Source organism: Streptomyces sp. SAI-170 (genome assembly GCF_049739565.1).
Classification (GTDB): Bacteria; Actinomycetota; Actinomycetes; order Streptomycetales; family Streptomycetaceae; genus Streptomyces.
Genome location: NZ_JBMGQD010000001.1, coordinates 6,613,717 through 6,627,798, shown reverse-complemented (window position 1 = coordinate 6,627,798; position 14,082 = coordinate 6,613,717). Strand labels below are relative to the sequence as shown.

At 73.8% G+C, this 14,082-nt stretch carries 15 protein-coding genes; 5 read left to right on the top strand and 10 right to left on the bottom strand.

The features are described from left to right. Positions 1–23: 23 nt before the first annotated feature. The 3 genes from RKD23_RS29785 to RKD23_RS29775 are packed head-to-tail and all read left to right on the top strand — an operon-like array spanning position 24 to position 3,960. Positions 24–473: a hypothetical protein gene (locus tag RKD23_RS29785; protein ID WP_424856497.1), complete on the top strand. Its 450-nt coding sequence runs from the start codon at positions 24–26 to the stop codon at positions 471–473. Further along, positions 473–3,253, top strand: coding sequence for an ABC transporter permease subunit (locus tag RKD23_RS29780; protein ID WP_424858366.1), 2,781 nt, complete (start codon positions 473–475; stop codon positions 3,251–3,253). The genes RKD23_RS29785 and RKD23_RS29780 overlap by 1 nt, the downstream gene beginning before the upstream one ends. Beyond that, positions 3,250–3,960 carry an ATP-binding cassette domain-containing protein gene (locus RKD23_RS29775; protein WP_424856496.1) on the top strand — a complete coding sequence of 237 codons (711 nt, stop codon included), beginning with the start codon at positions 3,250–3,252 and terminating at the stop codon, positions 3,958–3,960. Before RKD23_RS29780 ends, RKD23_RS29775 begins: the two co-directional genes overlap by 4 nt. Here RKD23_RS29775 and RKD23_RS29770 read toward each other — a convergent pair. Further along, positions 3,857–4,495 (bottom strand): transglycosylase family protein, encoded by a 639-nt coding sequence (locus tag RKD23_RS29770; RefSeq protein WP_424856495.1) that lies wholly within the window; start codon positions 4,493–4,495, stop codon positions 3,857–3,859. The genes RKD23_RS29775 and RKD23_RS29770 overlap by 104 nt on opposite strands. A gap of 123 nt (positions 4,496–4,618) precedes the next feature. Further along, the gene (locus RKD23_RS29765; RefSeq protein WP_424856493.1) at positions 4,619–5,320 is read right to left on the bottom strand and encodes a transglycosylase family protein; all 702 of its coding nucleotides are present in this window, start codon (positions 5,318–5,320) and stop codon (positions 4,619–4,621) included. 506 nt (positions 5,321–5,826) lie between these two features. On the opposite strand from RKD23_RS29765, the gene RKD23_RS29760 reads away from it, so the two are divergent. Beyond that, positions 5,827–6,609 (top strand): hypothetical protein, encoded by a 783-nt coding sequence (locus RKD23_RS29760; protein WP_424856491.1) that lies wholly within the window; start codon positions 5,827–5,829, stop codon positions 6,607–6,609. 124 nt (positions 6,610–6,733) lie between these two features. Further along, entirely contained in the window at positions 6,734–7,114 is a 381-nt protein-coding gene (locus RKD23_RS29755; protein ID WP_424856490.1) for a hypothetical protein, read from the top strand. 52 nt (positions 7,115–7,166) lie between these two features. Here the strand turns inward: RKD23_RS29755 and der are convergent, their stop codons facing one another. The 8 genes from der to RKD23_RS29715 form a co-directional block, all read right to left on the bottom strand. Then, a complete protein-coding gene (der, locus tag RKD23_RS29750; protein ID WP_424856489.1) occupies positions 7,167–8,651 on the bottom strand; it encodes a ribosome biogenesis GTPase Der in 1,485 nt (494 codons plus the stop codon). Between the two features lie 76 nt (positions 8,652–8,727). Beyond that, complete coding sequence (locus RKD23_RS29745) at positions 8,728–9,429, bottom strand: lysophospholipid acyltransferase family protein (protein ID WP_424856488.1); 702 nt, start codon at positions 9,427–9,429, stop codon at positions 8,728–8,730. Further along, positions 9,387–10,082 carry a (d)CMP kinase gene (gene cmk / locus RKD23_RS29740; RefSeq protein ID WP_424856487.1) on the bottom strand — a complete coding sequence of 232 codons (696 nt, stop codon included), beginning with the start codon at positions 10,080–10,082 and terminating at the stop codon, positions 9,387–9,389. The genes RKD23_RS29745 and cmk overlap by 43 nt, the downstream gene beginning before the upstream one ends. An 89-nt stretch (positions 10,083–10,171) precedes the next feature. Further along, positions 10,172–11,257 (bottom strand): prephenate dehydrogenase, encoded by a 1,086-nt coding sequence (locus tag RKD23_RS29735; RefSeq protein WP_424856486.1) that lies wholly within the window; start codon positions 11,255–11,257, stop codon positions 10,172–10,174. Then, positions 11,254–11,616: a chorismate mutase gene (gene aroH, locus RKD23_RS29730; RefSeq protein ID WP_404042686.1), complete on the bottom strand. Its 363-nt coding sequence runs from the start codon at positions 11,614–11,616 to the stop codon at positions 11,254–11,256. Before aroH ends, RKD23_RS29735 begins: the two co-directional genes overlap by 4 nt. Before the next feature lie 94 nt (positions 11,617–11,710). Then, positions 11,711–12,121, bottom strand: coding sequence for a YidB family protein (locus tag RKD23_RS29725; RefSeq protein WP_424856485.1), 411 nt, complete (start codon positions 12,119–12,121; stop codon positions 11,711–11,713). A gap of 154 nt (positions 12,122–12,275) precedes the next feature. Then, positions 12,276–13,304, bottom strand: coding sequence for an ADP-ribosylglycohydrolase family protein (locus tag RKD23_RS29720; protein WP_424856484.1), 1,029 nt, complete (start codon positions 13,302–13,304; stop codon positions 12,276–12,278). Next, on the bottom strand, positions 13,301–14,020 hold the full coding sequence (locus RKD23_RS29715) for an NUDIX domain-containing protein (RefSeq protein ID WP_424858365.1): 720 nt from the start codon (positions 14,018–14,020) through the stop codon (positions 13,301–13,303). Before RKD23_RS29715 ends, RKD23_RS29720 begins: the two co-directional genes overlap by 4 nt. Between the last annotated feature and the right edge of the window lie 62 nt (positions 14,021–14,082).

The window sequence follows — 14,082 nt, the reverse complement described above, 5'->3', positions numbered from 1 at the left end:
CGCAGGACGTGTGGAGGCCGAGGATGAGGACGTCACGAGCGGGCACCCCGCACCCCGTCCTGTGGGCCGGCTGGGCCGCCCTCGCGGCCGGGGCGGTGCTGTGCGTCATCGGCTGGTACGGCGTCTCCGGCGAACGGTTCGCCGAACGCCAGCTGCCGTATCTCGCCTCCTGCACGATCCCCGGAGCCGCCCTGATCGTCGCGGCCGCCGTGCTGCTGGCCCACGGCCGGGACGCGATCGCGGCCGCGCGCGTGGAGGAGCTGTACGCGCTGCTGGTGGCGGACGAGCCGGCCGAGGAGGAGCCGGGGGCGGGGGCCCGCCCGGTCGCGCCGGAGCTGGTGACGGTCCCGGGCGGCACCCTGGTGCACCGGGCGGACTGCCCGCTGGTGGCGGGCAAGGCGGGGGCCGTGCCGGTGGACGAGCGCGGGCGCGGCGAACTGGCCCCCTGCCCGGTGTGCGAGCCGGACACCTGATGTCCTCGCTCACCTACGACCTCACCCTGGCGGGTCTGTCCGTCGGCGCCGCGGCCGCGCTCACCGGCATCGGGCTGGTGGTGACGTACCGCGCGACGGGCGTGCTGAACCTCGCGCACGGCGCCATCGCGATGGTCTGCGCGTACGCGCTGCGGCAGACGGTGGTCGGCTGGCAGTGGCCGCTGTGGCTGGGGGCCCTGGTGACGCTGCTGGTGCTGGCGCCGGGCATCGGGGTGGTCCTGGAGCGGTTCGTGTTCCGGCCGCTGTCGGTCCTCGACAGCGGTCCGGCGCAGACGCTGGTGGCGTCCCTCGGGGTGTTCGTGCTGCTGGTGGGCGGGGCGGCACTGCTGTGGGGGCAGGGCGCGCGGGACGACGCGCCCGAGCTGGTGTCGGCGGACCCGTGGGGGCAGCTCGCGGTGGTGGCCGTGCTCGCGGCCGGGGTGGGGGCGGTGACCCGCTGGACGCGGTTCGGACGGGAGCTGCGCGCGGTCGTGGACGACCGGGGGCTCGCCGTCCTTGCCGGCATCGACGCCGACCGGGTCGCGGCGGCGGGCTGGGCGTTCGGGTCGTTCACCGCGGGCCTGACGGGCGTCCTGCTGGCGCCGTACGTCCGCCTCGACCCGTACGGCCTGCCGCTGCTGGTGATGGAGGTGATGGCGGTCGCGGTGGCCGCGCGGATGCGGAGCCTGCCGGTGGCGGTCGTGGTGGCGCTGGGCATCGGGGTGGCGCAGAGCCAGCTGACCCGGCTGCACCCTTCCGGCTGGGGCGAGCCGCTGCTCCAGGCGGTCGGCGCCAACCTGTTCGTGGTGGCGCTGCTGGTCGCCGCCCTGGTCCTGCCCGGGATCGGCGCGCGGGACGCGCTGCCGCGTACGGCGACGGCCCGGGTCCCGACGCCGCCGGGTGCCTGGCCGGTGGCCGTCGTGCTGTTCCTGCTGCCGCTGGGCTTCGCGGGCTCGGACCTGCACACCTCGGTGCAGGTGCCGGCGCTCGCGGTGGTGCTGCTGTCGCTGGTGGTGGTGACCGGCCGCGGCGGCCAGATCTCCCTGGGCCAGGCGGCGTACGCCGGTCTGGGCGCCCTGTTCACCGCGCTGCTCGCGGCAGGGCGTTTCCCGGGTCTGCCGCGGCTGCCGGAGCTGGCCGCGCTGGCGGCGGCCGTGCTCCTGGTCGCGCCGCTGGGCCTGCTCACGGGTCGGCCCGCGATCCGCCGCCACGGCCTCGCGCTCGCGCTGGCCACCTTCGCGGTGGGCGTCGGGGTGAGCCGCTTCGTCTTCGCCCAGCCGTACGCCACGCACGGGCTGTCCCTGGGCCGCCCGGCCGGCTTCGAGGGGGACCGCGCGTACTACGTCCTGGAGCTGCTGCTCCTCGTGGCCGCGCTGCTGTCGGTGCACGCCCTGCGCAGGGGCCGCACCGGGCGCGCCCTCGCGGCCATGCGGGACCACGAGGCGGGCGCCCAGGCCGCGGGCGTGCCCGTACCGTCCCTGAAGCTGCTCGCCTTCGTCGCGGGCGCCGCCCTGGCCGCCTTGGGCGGTGGCCTGCTCGGCATGGGCCTGCGGGCCTTCGACCCCAGCGCCTACGACCCCGTCCGCGGCCTCCTGTGGTTCGCCGCGGTCGTCGTCCTCGGCGCCGAGAGCACCCTCGGCGCCCTCGCCGCCGCGGCCCTCCTCGTCGGCCTCGACGCAGGCACCCGCGGCGGCGTGGCAGCGGCTGTGATCGGCGTCCTCGCGGTACTGGTGGGGCGTTTCCCGGGCGGCGTGTTCGAGGCACTGAGGCTTGCGGGGTCTCGGCTGAGGCTGAGCCGACCGGGGCGGCTCTCCCCGTCCGGGGAGAGGGTTCGGGACCGCCTCCGTGAGGCTGTGGCACACGGCATGCCCCGAAGGGCCGTCGGGCGCCCCTCGGGCCCGGGTGGCGCCATGCCCGGGAAAACCGCCGCACGACCCCTGAACGCCACCGCACCACCCCTGGGCCCCGCACACGGCACGCCCGCGACAGCCACCCCATCGCCCGCCGGCACGCACGCGAAAGCCGCCGGCGGCGCTCAGCCCCCGCAAGGGCCACCCGCACCCGCCCGCGAACGCCACACCGGTGGTGCGAGTGGGAACACCGTCCTCACCACCCACGACCTGCACGCGCGCTACGGCCGCTTCACCGCGCTCGACGGCGTCAACCTGACCGCGGCCGCCGGGCAGGTCACCGCCGTCGTAGGCCCCAACGGCGCAGGCAAGAGCACCCTGTTCGACTGTCTCGCCGGCACGCTGCGGCCCAGCCAGGGGCGTGTCCTGCTGGACGGCCGGGACATCACCGCCCTCCCCTCGCACACCCGCACCCGTCTCGGCGTGGCCCGCGGCTTCCAGCAGCTCGCGGTGTTCCCCTCGATGACGGTCCGCGAGAACGTCCAGGTCGGCGCCGAGCAGGGCCGTGGCGGCGCGGGCGCGACCGACCGGGCCCTGTCCCTCTTCGGGCTCGGCCCCCTGGGCGACCTTCCCGCCGCCGGGCTGCCCACCGGCACCCTCAGGCGCGTAGAACTCGCCCGTGCCCTCGCGGGCGATCCCCGGGTGCTGCTGCTCGACGAACCCGCCGCCGGCCTGGACTCCGCCGAGGTCGCCGCGCTGAGCCGCATCCTCGCGGCCCTGGCCGCCGACGGCACCGCGCTGCTCGTGGTGGAGCACGACCTCGACCTGGTCGCGGGGCTCGCGGACGTCGTCCATGTGATGGCGGCCGGCCGGATCGTCGCGACGGGGCCGCCGGAAAGCGTCCTGCACGCGCGCGAGGTGGGCGCATGACCCTCGCCCTGCGTCACGCGCGCGTGCACTACGGCCCGCTGGAGGCCCTGCACGGCGTCACCCTGACCGCCCCCTCCCCCGGCCTGACCGTCCTGCTCGGCCGCAACGGCTCCGGCCGTACGACGGTGCTGCGGGCGCTGGCCGGAACCGTGCCGCTGTCGGGCGGGGCGGTCGTATGGGACGGCGTCGACGTGACCCGGCTGCCCGCGCACCGGCGGGCACGCCGTGGGCTGCGCCTGGTCCCCGAACGGCAGGCGGTGTTCGGCTCGCTGACGGTCCGCGAGAACCTGGAGCTCGCCGCCCGCGCCCACGGCCCCGCCCTGGAGGCCTACCCGCAGCTCGCCCCGCTCCTCGACCGGCGCGCGGGCACGCTGTCCGGCGGTGAGCAGCGGATGCTCGCGGTCGCCCGCGCCCTGCTGTCCCCCGCGCGCGTGCTGCTGCTCGACGAGCCCGCGCAGGGCATGGCGCCGCAGGTCGCGGCCCGTACGTACGAGCTGCTGGCGGGGCTCGACGCGTGCGTGGTCGTCGCCGAGCAGCGACTGCCGCCCGCGTTGCACACCAGGACGGTGTTCGTGCACGAACTGCGCCGGGGCGCGGTCGCGTTCAGCGGAGAGGCCTCCGAGTGGGAACGGGGGGAAGCGGCGGCCCGAACACCGCCGGGGCGTGGTCGGCCAGGTCCGGCGTCCGGGTCGAGCCCTTCGGGATGACCAGCAGCATGCCGATGCGCAGCAGGTCCGGACGGTCGCCCAGCGCCTTTTTGTTGGCCGCGTACATGCCTCGCCAGCCGTCCTTGACGCCGTATGTGCGGGCGATCGAGGAGAGCGTGTCGCCGCGTTCCACGGTGTGCATGCGGCCCGCCAGCCCGTAGCGCCGGGAACACACCGGCCAGGCCTCCCAGCCCTGCAGCGCCAGCACCTTGCGGGCCACCGCGATCTGCTCGGCGCGGGTGGCGAGGTCCGCGCGGGCCGCGTACTTCAGACCGCCGTAGTCCACCCAGGTGGGCTGCCAGAACTGCAGTCCGCCGTAGAAGCCGTTGCCGGTGTTGACGTGCCAGCGCCCGCTGCTCTCGCACTCGGCGATACATCCCCAGGGCCACTCGTCCTGGGCGCAGGCGTACGGCACACGCGTGGTGGCGACCCCGGGCGAGGGCGGCGGGGGCGCGGCGTGCGCGCCCGCGGGAGCGAAAGCGGTCAGGAGCGCCGCGGCGAGGGCGGCGAGCGGGACACGGCGTGGGACGGGCATCGAACCACGCTAGGCAGCGGGCCCCGCCCCGCCGGGCCGGCCGCGCCGGACACGCGAGCGGCCCCACCCGGTCGGCGGACCGGGCGGGGCCTCGTAGCCGAGAGAAGGCCGGGCGGGCAGGGGTCAGACGTCGAGCCGCAGGCCCGGCACGATCAGGTCGGGATCGCCGCCGATGACGGCCTTGTTGGCGGCGTACAGCGCCTGCCAGCTGGTGCCGTTGCGGGCGGCGATGGCGCTGAGCGTGTCGCCCTGGCGGACGGTGTAGTCCCCGCGCGAGGAGCTGCGGTCGGTGTGGCCGGAGGTGCGCGCCGGCGCCTGGGCGGGCGCGGCGGGGGCCGCCTCGGGGGTGCTCGGGCTGCTCTGCGTGCTGGAGCTGCTCCGACTGCCGGAGCTGCTCTGCGTGTTCGACGTCCCGCCCGTCGCGGGGGCCGCCGGCGCGCCGCCGTACGCGCCGGCGCGTGCCGAACAGGTCGGCCAGGCGCCCCAGCCCTGGGACTGCTGGACCTTGGTGGCCACGGCGATCTGCTGCTCGCGGCTGGCCCCGTCCGCGGTCGGGGCGTAGGCGGTGCCGCCGTAGGCGCGCCAGGTGCCGGCGGAGAACTGCAGCCCGCCGTAGTAGCCGTTCCCGGTGTTGATGTGCCAGTTTCCGCCGCTCTCGCACTGGGCGATGCGGTCCCACACGCCACTGTCCGCCGCATGGGCGTCGCCGGTCGCGGCCAGCAGGCCGAGCGGGGCGAGCAGGGCCGCCCCGGCGAGAGCCGCCGTCGTACGCGCCTTACGGGAGGAGGAGGTGGCGTGCGTGGTGGTATCGGCACATTCGGACATGAGCATCCCTCTCTACGGACCCGGGGTCCCCCAGAGCGGGGCACGCTCCCGCGCATCGGCGCGTTCCGCGTGCTCCGCCCCGTCCGCCGAGGGGTCGTACGCAAAGCTGGTCCTGTGCGGTCGGCGGACTTGCCCGAGCGGTGCTCGTTGCACACGGCCGATGAATGTACGGAGCGTGGCGAGTTCACATCAACCAACTGCCCGTCGGTCCAGGCCAGTTCAGGGTTACCGCCGGTATCAACTCATTGGCATGACCCGCTTGTTTCGCGGATATCCCGATTTGTCGACCGACCACACCTGACCGTCTGTGACCCACCTCACCCGATCAAGTTCCTTTGACTTCCGATTACTTGACATTGAGTGGCCGATTCCGTGCGGCAGGTGACCCTGCGCGTCGGACGGTGCGATTCCGTTCGTGGAGCAGCGTGACTCCCGCCACAGCTGGCCCGTTGTGTCCTTCATGAGGCCGCCCGGCCTCACCACACCGCATCTCTAGGGAGCCACCCGTGCCGCGCATGCTCGACCTCAGCGACGAGGTACGCGCCGAGATCGGCGACGAAGAAGCAGACCGGCTGCTCGCCGGAGACAACGCCCCCGGCAGTTACGACTGCACGTCCTGCCGCACCCCGGGCGACTCCGAGCACGAGCGCACCAGCACCGTCCTGTTCGTCGGGGACGAGACCGCCGTCCTCGCCTTCGCCCACGCCAGCTGCCTGCCCTCGCAGGTCGTCCAGGTCACCGAGGAGCAACTGCGCGGTGCCGTACGGTCGATCAGCGGTGACACCGTCGACCTGGACCCGGAGAAGGTCGTGCCCGAGCAGGCCGTGCTCGGGGTGACCAGCGGACTCGTGCTGATCGCCGGGGAGTTGCACCCTGCGCTGGTCGTCGAGCCGACCGGTCCGATCGTACGGCCCGGCTCGACCGCGGTCGGGGACGACTTCCTGCCGCTGCTCATCGAGCAGGGGTTCATGCCGCTCACCGAGCTGACCACGACGCCGCCGGTGCAGCACGGCTGGTCGGTTCTGCTGGCGATGGGCCAGCTGCACGCGGTGCTCCAGCCGGGGCCGAACGGCGGGCAGCCGGTGGCCTGGTGGCAGGCGCATCAGCCGTTGCAGGTGACGGAGGGGTGGCGGACCGCGGCCAACAAGCACCAGCAGGTGCTCATGTTCGCTGCGCCGGTGGGGTCCATCGGGCGTCAGCCGCGTGAGGATCTGCTGCGGGACGCGCTGGACAAGGCGGCGGCGAACGGGAAGCTGGTCGCTGCCGCGTTGCCTCTGGCCGGGACGTGAGGCTCGCCTACTGAGGTGATGCTTCCTGTTGTTCGGCGGCTGCGGGTTCGTCGTGGCTTGTCGCGCCGTTCCCCGCGCCCCTTTGGGGCGCATCCCTTGAGGGTGTCCCGTCGTTTGGAGTTACGTGCACTCATACGACGTCCCCCGCCGCCAGGTCCCCCCGCCCATCCCTTCTGCACGAGCGAGTCATGAGCCGCAGGGTGGCCCCTCGGCCACGCCGATCTACGACAAGCTGTACGCCGAGTACGTCAAGACGTTCCGCTCGCTGCCGGGTGACCGCAGCGGGGAGGAGGAGCTGGGGTTCACGGCGTTCGGCACGCGGCACCCGGGGGCGTACAGCGGGTCGTACGGCGGCTCGTACAGCGCCTACAGCGCGGGGGCGAGCAGCGCACGCAGCGGCACGGGGCAGCAGCAGTCCCAGTGGCAGCGGATCGGGCAGCTGGGGCAGCACGGCACGATGACGCATGTGCCGGCCGGGCTGCCGCCGGGGGCGCGCGGGAACTGACGGAAACGAAAAGGGGCGGCCCCTGAAGGGGCCGCCCCTTTTCGTCAGCTGTCTACTTCTTCTTCTGGCCGCGCTTCTCGCGCACCCGCACCGAGATGTGGATCGGGGTGCCCTCGAAGGCGAACTCCTCGCGCAGACGGCGCTCGATGAAGCGGCGATAGCCGGCCTCGATGAAGCCGGAGGCGAAGAGGACGAACCGCGGCGGCTTGGTGCCGGCCTGAGTGCCGAAGAGGATGCGCGGCTGCTTGCCGCCCCGGATCGGGTGCGGGTGGGCCGCGACCAGCTCACCGAGGAAGGCGTTCAGGCGGCCGGTCGGCACACGCGTCTCCCAGCCCGCGAGGGCCGTCTCGATCGCCGGGACCAGCTTCTCCATGTGCCGGCCGGTGCGCGCCGAGACGTTCACCCGGGGCGCCCAGGCGATCTGGCCGAGCTCGGTCTCGATCTCCCGCTCCAGGTAGTAGCGGCGCTCCTCGTCGAGGGTGTCCCACTTGTTGAAGGCCAGCACGATCGCGCGCCCGGCCTCCACGGCCATGGTCACGATGCGCTGGTCCTGCACCGAGATGGACTCCGAGGCGTCGATCAGGATGACCGCCACCTCGGCCTTCTCGACGGCGGCCGCGGTGCGCAGCGAGGCGTAGTAGTCGGCGCCCTGCTGGAGGTGGACGCGCTTGCGGATACCGGCCGTGTCGACGAACTTCCAGGTGACGCCGCCGAGTTCGATCAGCTCGTCGACCGGGTCACGGGTGGTGCCCGCGAGTTCGTTGACGACGACGCGCTCCTCGCCCGCCACCTTGTTCAGCAGCGAGGACTTGCCGACGTTCGGGCGGCCGATGAGGGCGATACGGCGCGGGCCGCCGAGTCCGGCGCCGCCGAAGCTCGTCTCGGGCGCCTCGGGCAGCGCCTCCAGGACGGCGTCCAGCATGTCGCCGGTGCCGCGGCCGTGCAGCGCGGAGACGGGGTGCGGCTCGCCGAGGCCGAGGGACCACAGGTAGGAGGCGTCGGCCTCGCCGCTCGGGCCGTCGACCTTGTTGGCGCACAGCACCACGGGCTTGCCGGCCTTGCGCAGCAGCCGTACGACCGCCTCGTCGGTGTCGGTGGCGCCGACCTTGGCGTCGACGACGAAGACGACCGCGTCGGCCGCCTCGATCGCGAACTCGGCCTGCGCGGCCACCGAGGCGTCGATGCCGGCGACGTCCTGCTCCCAGCCGCCGGTGTCGACGACCTTGAAGCGGCGGCCCGCCCACTCGGCCTCGTAGGTGACGCGGTCGCGGGTGACACCGGGCTTGTCCTCGACGACGGCCTCGCGGCGGCCGATGATGCGGTTCACCAGGGTCGACTTGCCGACATTGGGGCGGCCGACGACGGCGAGCACCGGCAGCGGGCCGTGCCCGGCCGCCTCGATGGCACCCTCGACGTCCTCGAGGTCGAAGCCCTCTTCCACGGCGAGCTCCATGAACTCCGCGTACTCGGCGTCGCCGAGCGCCCCGTGGTCGTGCTCGAAGTGGTCCGAGCCGCCGGGCTGGATCTGGTCGTTCATGAAGTCCGTACCTCGTCGTTCATCGTGGTGATCGGTGGATTGCCCCGCTTCGGGGTGATCCACTACTCAGTGTCGCTCAGCGCCCGGTCAGGCGCCTGGCGTTTTCCAGGTGGAGCGTGAGCTGCTTCTGGATACGTTCGGTCGCCTCGTCCAGCGCCGTGCGCGTGCGCCGCCCCGAACCGTCGCCCGCCTCGAACGGGTCGCCGAAGACGACGTCGATGCGGCTGCGCAGCGGGGGCAGCCCCTTTATCAACCGTCCGCGCCGCTCGGAGCTTCCCAGGACCGCGACCGGGACGATCGGCGCCCCGCTGCGGACCGCGAAGTAGGCGAGCCCGGCGCGCAGCGAGGCGAAGTCGCCCTCGCCGCGGGTGCCCTCGGGGAAGATCCCGAGGACGCCGCCGCCGTCCAGCACACCCAGCGCCCGGCTGATCGCCTTGCGGTCGGCGCCCGAGCGGTCCACCTTCAGCTGGCCGATCCCGGTCAGGAACGGGTCCAGCGGGCCGACGAACGCCTCCTTCTTGATCAGGAAGTGCGTCGGCCGGGGCGCCACGCCCATGACCATCGGGCCGTCGAGGTTGTGGGAGTGGTTGATCGCGAAGATCACCGGCCCGGTCGCGGGCACCTTCCAGGAGCCCAGCACCCTCGGTCTGAACAGCCCGTACATCAGGCCGACGCCGATCCGGCGCCCGACCTCGGCGCCCCGCTCCGACGGCAGGCCCTCCTGCGAAGGGAGACTCACTTGCCGGCCCGCTTCTCCTCGACGAGGGTGACGACGCACTCGATGACCTGCTGCAGGGTGAGGTCGGTGGTGTCGACCTCGACCGCGTCGTCCGCCTTGGCCAGCGGCGAGGTCTTGCGGCTGGAGTCGGCCGCGTCCCGCTTGAGCAGCGCCTCGCGGGTGGAGTGCACGTCGGCGCCCTTCAGCTCACCGCTGCGGCGGGCGGCGCGGGCCTCCGGCGAGGCGGTCAGGAAGATCTTGAGGTCGGCGTCGGGCAGCACGGTCGTGCCGATGTCCCGGCCCTCGACGACGATGCCGTACTCCGCCGAGGCCGCGATGGAGCGCTGCAGCTCGGTGATCCGGGCGCGCACCTCGGGCACCGCGCTGACCGCGCTGACCTTGGAGGTGACCTCCTGGGTGCGGATCGGCCCGGAGACGTCGTAGCCGTCGACGGTGATCGTCGGCTTGTCGGGGTCCGTGCCGGAGACGATCTCCGCCTTGCCCGCGACCGCGGCGATCGCCGTGGGGTCCTCGATGTCGATGCCGTTGTTCACCATCCACCAGGTGATCGCCCGGTACTGGGCGCCGGTGTCCAGGTAGCTCAGGCCGAGCTGCGCGGCGACGGCCTTCGACGTGCTCGACTTGCCCGTGCCGGAGGGACCGTCGATGGCGACGATCACGGGCGACACAGTCTGGGCGGCGCCGTTTTCCACGGAGGGACACCTTCCTGGTGCGGTGTGGCGAGTGGGGTGCGGGACGCGAGGGCGCCCCGCACAAGGTTACCGGCCCGCAGGAGGGGTCCTTACTGCCGGATGGACCAGCCCCGCTCGCGCAGCGCCGCGGTGAGCACGGGCGCGGCCTTCGGCTCGACCATGAGCTGCACCAGACCGGCCTGCTGCCCGGTGGCGTGCTCGATGCGCACGTCCTCGATGTTGACCCCGGCCCGTCCGGCGTCGGCGAAGATCCGGGCCAGCTGTCCGGGCTGGTCGTCGATGAGCACGACGACGGTCTCGTAGACCCGCGGCGCCGAGCCGTGCTTGCCCGGGACCCGGACCTGCCCGGCGTTGCCGCGCCGCAGCACGTCCTCGATGCCGGCCGCACCCTCGCGCCGCTTGTCCTCGTCGGAGGACTGCAGGGCGCGCAGGGCCCGGACCGTCTCGTCGAGGTCGGCGGAGACGTCCGCGAGCAGGTCGGCGACCGGCCCGGGGTTCGCGGAGAGGATGTCGATCCACATCCGCGGGTCGGAGGCGGCGATCCGCGTCACATCGCGGATGCCCTGCCCGCACAGCCGTACGGCGGCCTCCTCGGCGTTCTCCAGCCGGGCGGCGACCATGCTGGAGACCAGGTGGGGCATGTGGGAGACGAGGGCCACGGCACGGTCGTGGGCGTCGGCGTCCATGACGACCGGGACGGCCCGGCAGTGCGAGACCAGCTCCAGGGCGAGGTTGAGCACCTCGGTGTCGGTGTCCCGGGTCGGGGTGAGCACCCAGGGGCGGCCCTCGAAGAGGTCACCGGTGGCGGCGAGCGGGCCGGACTTCTCGCGGCCGGACATCGGGTGCGTGCCGATGTACGGCGTGAGGTCCAGGCCGAGCGCCTCCAGCTCGCGGCGCGGTCCGCCCTTGACGCTGGCCACGTCCAGGTAGGCGCGGGCCACGCCCCGCCGGATGGCGTCCGCGAGGACCCCGGCGACATGGGCGGGCGGGGCGGCGACGATCGCGAGGTCGACGGGCCCCTCGGGCGCCTCGTCCGTCCCGGCGCCGAGCGCGGCGGCGGTGCGGGCCTGCTCGGGGTCGTGGTCGGCGAGGTGCACGACGACACCGCGCTGGGCGAGGGCCAGGGCGGCCGAGGTGCCGATCAGCCCGGTTCCGATGACGAGTGCGGTCCTCACTGGGCGATGTCCTTGCGCAGGGCGGCCGCCGCACCGAGGTAGACGTGTGCGATGTCGGCGCGGGGCTGGTCGGATTCGATGTGCGCGAGCACGCGGACGACGCGGGGCATGGCGCCCTCGATGTCGAGCTCCTGGGCGCAGATCAGCGGCACGTCGACGATGCCGAGCTTGCGGGCGGCGACCGCCGGGAAGTCGCTGTGCAGGTCGGGCGTGGCCGTGAACCAGATGCTGATCAGGTCCTCGGCGGTCAGGCCGTTGCGCTCCAGGACGGCCGTGAGCAGGGCCGAGACCTGCTCCTCCATGTGGCCGGCCTCGTCCCGCTCCAACTGCACGGCCCCCCGGACCGCTCGTACCGCCACGGCACTGCTCCTTGCTGCTGTACGGCTGTTTCGCCCGACCAGCCTAGTCAGCGCGGGAAGGGGCGGCGCGCGCCGCCCGCCCCCTGAGACGGCGTCACAGCGACTGCCGCCGGATCAGCTCCTCCAGCGAGGCCGCCTGCGGCACCCGGCCCTCGGGGGTGAGCCTGTCGACCACCGGGGGCAGCGCCTGGGCCAGGTCGACCGCCGCCTGGTCCGGGGTGACACCGGCCTCACGGGCGACGCTGCCGAGGGTGTCGTCGCCGAGGGCCTGCCGCAGCTGGTCGCCGGTCACGGACAGGTTGTCACCGTTGCCGACCCAGGACCCCGCCTGCTCGCCCAGCCCCGCGTCCTGAAGCTTCTCCAGCAGCCCGCCGAGGGGGTTGCCTCCCTTGCCGCCGAGCGTGGACAGCAGGGCACCCACCAGCAGCCCACCGCTGCCCGTACCGCCCCGCCCGCCGAGGATGCCGCCGAGCAGATCGCCGATGTCGAGGTCCTTGCCCGTCATGGTGCCGCCTTCCCGCGCAACCGACCCGTCCGGGCCACTGTCACCCGCATACAGACGCCCCGCCACCGGAACGCCTCAAGGGGCGCGGGGAACTGCGCGACCAGCCCAAGACAGCCCGCAGAAGGCAGCCGTGCTCAGCCCCTACGGACCTCACTCACGCATCCCACAGCGCGCCCAGCGCCACCAGCTCCCCGTGGTACTCGATCCGGTCCGCCCACGCGTCGGGCCACGCCCCCGCCCCGTGGTACGCCCCCGCGAAGGCGCCCGCCAGGCAGGCGATGGAGTCGGAGTCGCCGGAGGAGCAGGCGGCCCGGCGCAGCGCGGTGAGCGGCTCGTCGACGAAGAGCAGGAAGCACAGCAGCCCGCTCGCCAGCGCCTCCTCGGCGATCCAGCCCTCCCCGGTGGCCAGGCACGGGTCCGTCTCCGGCGAGGGGTGGCGCAGCGCGTCCTGGAGCCGCTCCAGCACGGCGAGGCAGTCGTCCCACCCGTGCGCGATGAAGTGCTCCGGGCTCGGGTCCTGGGACCGGGTCCACAGGTCGCCCAGCCAGGTGTGGTGATACCGGGTGCGGTTGTCCAGTGCGTACGACCGCAGCAGCCCGACCAGCCCGGTCGGCTCGGCGCCCTGTGCGAGGAGTCGTACGGCGTGCGCGGTGAGGTCGGACGCGGCGAGCGCGGTCGGATGCCCGTGGGTGAGGGCCGCCTGGAGCTGGGCGGCGCCCGCGCGCTGCTCGTCGCTCAGGCCGGGGGCGAGCCCGATCGGCGCGACCCGCATGTTGGCGCCGCAGCCCTTGGAGTGGATCTGGCTGGCGTCCTGCCAGACCCGGCCCTCGGCCTTGAGCAGGTCGCAGGCGACCAGGCAGGTGTTGCCGGGCGCCCGGTTGTTCTCGGGCGACTGGTACCAGTCCACGAACTCCTCGCGCACCGGCCGCTCCAGCCGCTCCAGCCGCTTGGGCGCGAGGTAACCGCGGTCCATGGCGGTGCGCAGCCCGCGGCCGAGGGCGAGGGTCATCTGGGTGTCGTCGGTGACGAAAGCGGGAGTCGGCAGCTCCATCTCCCGCCAGGGTCCGCACTTGGCCAGGATCGAGGGGACGTCGTTGAACTCGGTGGGGAACCCGAGCGCGTCCCCGAGCGCGAGCCCCAGCAGGGCCCCCGTGGCGGCGTGCTTCCTCTCGTACGTGGTCATGCGGGACGTCCTTCCCGGGACGGTCGGAGCAGAGGCGGATGCAGCGCGGTCGCGGGGCCCGCGCGATAGAGGGCGGCCGGTTTCCCCCGCCCTCCGGTCAGCCGGGCCGCGCCCGGTACCGGCTCGACGAAGCCGGGGGCGGCGAGCACCTTGCGGCGGAAGTTGGGCCGGTCCAGCGCGGTGCCCCAGACGGTCTCGTAGACCTGCTGGAGCTCGCCGAGGGTGAACTCGGACGGGCAGAACGCGGTCGCGACGGCCCCGTGCTCCAGCTGGGCGCCGACCCGGTCGTGGGCGTCGGCCAGGATGCGGTCGTGGTCGAAGGCGAGCGGCCCGGCCGTGCCGTACGGCACCCAGCGGGCCTGCGCCGCGTCCCCGCCGCCGCGCGGCTCGGGCGCGTCGGGCAGCAGCGCGGTGAACGCGACCGACACGACCCGCATACGGGGGTCACGGCCGGGTTCGCTGTAGGTGCGCAGTTGCTCCAGGTGCAGCCCGGACACGTCCGCGAGCCCGGTCTCCTCGGCCAGCTCCCGCCGGGCCGCGGTCTCCGCCGACTCCTCGGGCAGCAGAAAGCCGCCGGGCAGCGCCCAGCGGCCGGCGTACGGCTCCTGTCCGCGCTCGACGAGCAGGACGTGCAGGGCGCCGGCGCGGATCGTCAGGACCGCGAGGTCGACAGTCACGGCGAACGGCTCGAACGCGTACTTGTCGTAGCCCTCCACGACGACCACCCCCTTTAATAGTCACTCCGACTATAAAAGGGGGTGGTGGCCGAGGGCAAACG

Excerpts from the sequence above, each read along its gene's own strand:
- RKD23_RS29765 (WP_424856493.1), bottom strand. The coding sequence starts at position 5,320 with ATGTCCGAATGTGCCGATACCACCACGCACGCCACCTCCTCCTCCCGT.
- RKD23_RS29770 (WP_424856495.1), bottom strand. The coding sequence starts at position 4,495 with ATGCCCGTCCCACGCCGTGTCCCGCTCGCCGCCCTCGCCGCGGCGCTC.
- der (WP_424856489.1), bottom strand. The coding sequence starts at position 8,651 with ATGAACGACCAGATCCAGCCCGGCGGCTCGGACCACTTCGAGCACGAC.
- RKD23_RS29780 (WP_424858366.1), top strand. The coding sequence starts at position 473 with ATGTCCTCGCTCACCTACGACCTCACCCTGGCGGGTCTGTCCGTCGGC.
- RKD23_RS29720 (WP_424856484.1), bottom strand. The coding sequence starts at position 13,304 with ATGACCACGTACGAGAGGAAGCACGCCGCCACGGGGGCCCTGCTGGGG.
- RKD23_RS29775 (WP_424856496.1), top strand. The coding sequence starts at position 3,250 with ATGACCCTCGCCCTGCGTCACGCGCGCGTGCACTACGGCCCGCTGGAG.
- RKD23_RS29785 (WP_424856497.1), top strand. The coding sequence starts at position 24 with ATGAGGACGTCACGAGCGGGCACCCCGCACCCCGTCCTGTGGGCCGGC.
- RKD23_RS29725 (WP_424856485.1), bottom strand. The coding sequence starts at position 12,121 with ATGACGGGCAAGGACCTCGACATCGGCGATCTGCTCGGCGGCATCCTC.